The sequence below is a fragment of the Bacillota bacterium genome, assembly GCA_012837285.1.
Lineage (GTDB): Bacteria > Bacillota > DTU030 > DUMP01 > DUMP01 > DUNI01.
Genome location: DURJ01000196.1, coordinates 1 through 2,473, shown reverse-complemented (window position 1 = coordinate 2,473; position 2,473 = coordinate 1). Strand labels below are relative to the sequence as shown.

The following is a 2,473-nucleotide window of genomic DNA, read 5'->3' as shown; positions in this document are numbered from 1 at the left end:
GTTCGGTTCTATCCTTAAAGCCGCATTGATACTGGCACTAAATGTGGTCCTTACCGGCGGATTGCACTTGGACGGGTTCATCGATACTTGTGACGGGCTTCTTAGCCGTCGGGATCGTGAACAGACCTTGGCCATCTTGCGCGATACCCATGTGGGCGGACTGGGAGCAGCGGCTTTGGTTACTTTACTTATTGTTAAGTTTGCTGTCTTGGTAGAAATAAGCGGGCGACTGCGGCTGTGGGCGCTACTTCTATTCCCCCTGATGGGCCGGCTAAGTATGTCGGCTGCGGTTTGCCTGTTCGCCTACGCCCGGCCGGGGGCCGGAATGGGACGGGCCTACGCCCAGGAGACGGGGCAGCGGGATTTGGCTGTAGCGGTGGTAATAAGTTTGCTTATTGTAGTGGTTGTTTGCGGTTACATAAAGCCCAGTTCAAAAGAGGTTAGTATCATACTTGTAGCTGCGGCCTTGTCCCTTGGTGGTCCGTACCTTTTGGCCAGGCGTATAGCCGCTAAACTAGGAGGCTTGACCGGGGATGTCTACGGGGCTATTAACGAGGTGGCCGAACTGCTCTTTCTGCTGGCTCTGGCTGCAGGCGCTGCCGGTTTTCCCTCGCTCACCTCGCTCTTTTGAATTAAGGCTAAGCTCCACGTAGAGGATTGGACCCGGCCACCTGACTCGTCAGACTGCGTGCAAAGCCATAGATTGTGATCCTGAGAGAAGCGAAGCTTAGGCTGTTCTTATTGGGTTACTTAGGCGGTGATAACAATGACAGTACAGAGCCAAACGAAACCTCGATTTGTCTTCTTTGATCTCGACGGCACCTTGTACGATGTGGTGGCGGCTACTGATGCTGCGTTGGTAACGGCACTGGAGAGGGGTTGCGATCTTTTAGGCTTAGATAAACAAGCGATAGCAGATTATAGGCAAAAGTTTTGGCAGGAATATTTTCGCCTTGTTGAACAAACGCAGATAACTGAGCCGGCGGAACTATTATCAGTTCTTTTTCGTCGCACCTTATGTTTGAAGAGGGCGGAAGCAGAGGAAAACTATGCGTTAGGAGATCGCCTGGCTCGTGCGTGGCTGGATGAGCTTATGGTGAACGTAAAACCTTTTCCTCAAGTTAGTGAGTTGTTGGACAGGTTGCAGAAAGAAGGAATCGGCCGCGGCATTATTAGTAACGGTGCCGGTAGCTGGCAGCGGCTAAAGCTGGCAGCCCTTGGGCTTAATGGTTACTTTTTAGAAGAGAACCTGTTTTTTTCTGATGAACGGGGTTTGGCTAAACCGGAAACAGGTATGTTTCGCCTGGCCTTGGAAAGCTGTGGGCTTACGGCTTCGGAAACTATATTTGTGGGCGATTCACCGGTGTCGGATGTTCCCGGTGCGTTGGCTGTAGGCTTAACTGTGATCTGGCTTAACCGCTACGAGCTTACTCTCCCCAACATCTGCGATCTTTCCGGCCGGCTATTGCAGGCGGAATCCTTTTCCCAAGCGGCCGAACTTATTAACAGGCTGCTATTTTGGAACTAAAGCTTTGTTGTAATGAAGATTAAATAAACAATGCTTGTCACTGTCGCTTCCTCACGGATAAGGGGTATAATAACAATGTACCTGCTCGTTTTTCTAACGAGGTTAAAAACAGTAGGGAGAGATGGCAATGAGTTTACCGAAAGAACGGCTTTATCAACTTATCGACCAGCTTCCCGAAAGCGAATCGTCTGTGGTAGAGCGGTTTCTAGAATTTGTGATCAGCAGAGCCAGAGACCCTGTACTGCAGGCTTTCTTAAAAGCACCTTATGATGATGAGCCCCTTACGGAACAAGAGTTGGAGGCTATCCATGAGGGGGAAGTGCAATTTACCGAAGGGAAGTATGACAACCTAGACGATGTAACCAAGGAGCTTATTTCATGAAGGTCCAGCTAAGCAAGAAAAGTCAAAAGGACCTAACAGAATTAAACAAAGCAACGCGAAAACGTATTATCGATGCCCTACATAACTTGCAGGAAGGCATACCACCGCTAGATCTGAAGAAAATCCAGGGAGCGAGCAACTGCTGGCGTTTACGCGTAGGAGACTGGCGAGTCATGATCAAATTGGAAAAAGAAATTGCCCAAGTCCTAACGGTAAGAAATAGGCGGGACAGTTACCGTAACTTCTAGAAATCGAGCGCCTTGGGGCGCTTCTTTATTCTATGTTTGCTTCGAGCGGATATTTGCCTGCTCATTGCTTTATTGTTAAGCAGCTGCAAAAGGAGGAATCCACATTTATGCTAGAAAAATTAATCGCTCAAATCGGCGACCTCAATGAGGAGGCCATGACGGCGGCCCAAGAGCGGCAAAACAGCCTCACTAAACCGCCGGGAAGTTTAGGGGTGTTGGAAGAGGTTGCGATTCAAATAGCCGGTATCATGGGTACTCCTGTACCTCAAATCAGCGGTAAAGCGGTGCTGGTTATGGCCGGGGATCACGGTGTGG

Annotated in this window: 5 protein-coding genes; all 5 read left to right on the top strand. The window is 49.6% G+C overall.

The genetic code is table 11. From position 1 onward, the window contains the following. Positions 1–631, top strand: a 631-nt coding sequence (gene cobS, locus GX016_10790) for an adenosylcobinamide-GDP ribazoletransferase (GenBank protein ID HHT72028.1), incomplete at its 5' end; no start/stop codon positions are given. A gap of 135 nt (positions 632–766) precedes the next feature. Then, a complete protein-coding gene (locus GX016_10785) occupies positions 767–1,528 on the top strand; it encodes an HAD family hydrolase (GenBank protein ID HHT72027.1) in 762 nt (253 codons plus the stop codon). Positions 1,529–1,655: 127 nt separating this feature from the next. Next, positions 1,656–1,910 (top strand): hypothetical protein, encoded by a 255-nt coding sequence (locus GX016_10780; GenBank protein HHT72026.1) that lies wholly within the window; start codon positions 1,656–1,658, stop codon positions 1,908–1,910. Further along, positions 1,907–2,158: a type II toxin-antitoxin system RelE/ParE family toxin gene (locus GX016_10775; protein HHT72025.1), complete on the top strand. Its 252-nt coding sequence runs from the start codon at positions 1,907–1,909 to the stop codon at positions 2,156–2,158. Before GX016_10780 ends, GX016_10775 begins: the two co-directional genes overlap by 4 nt. Before the next feature lie 107 nt (positions 2,159–2,265). Next, positions 2,266–2,473: nicotinate-nucleotide--dimethylbenzimidazole phosphoribosyltransferase (locus tag GX016_10770; protein ID HHT72024.1), on the top strand; the 208-nt coding region annotated here is incomplete at its 3' end.

Excerpts from the sequence above, each read along its gene's own strand:
- GX016_10785 (HHT72027.1), top strand. The coding sequence starts at position 767 with ATGACAGTACAGAGCCAAACGAAACCTCGATTTGTCTTCTTTGATCTC.
- GX016_10780 (HHT72026.1), top strand. The coding sequence starts at position 1,656 with ATGAGTTTACCGAAAGAACGGCTTTATCAACTTATCGACCAGCTTCCC.
- GX016_10775 (HHT72025.1), top strand. The coding sequence starts at position 1,907 with ATGAAGGTCCAGCTAAGCAAGAAAAGTCAAAAGGACCTAACAGAATTA.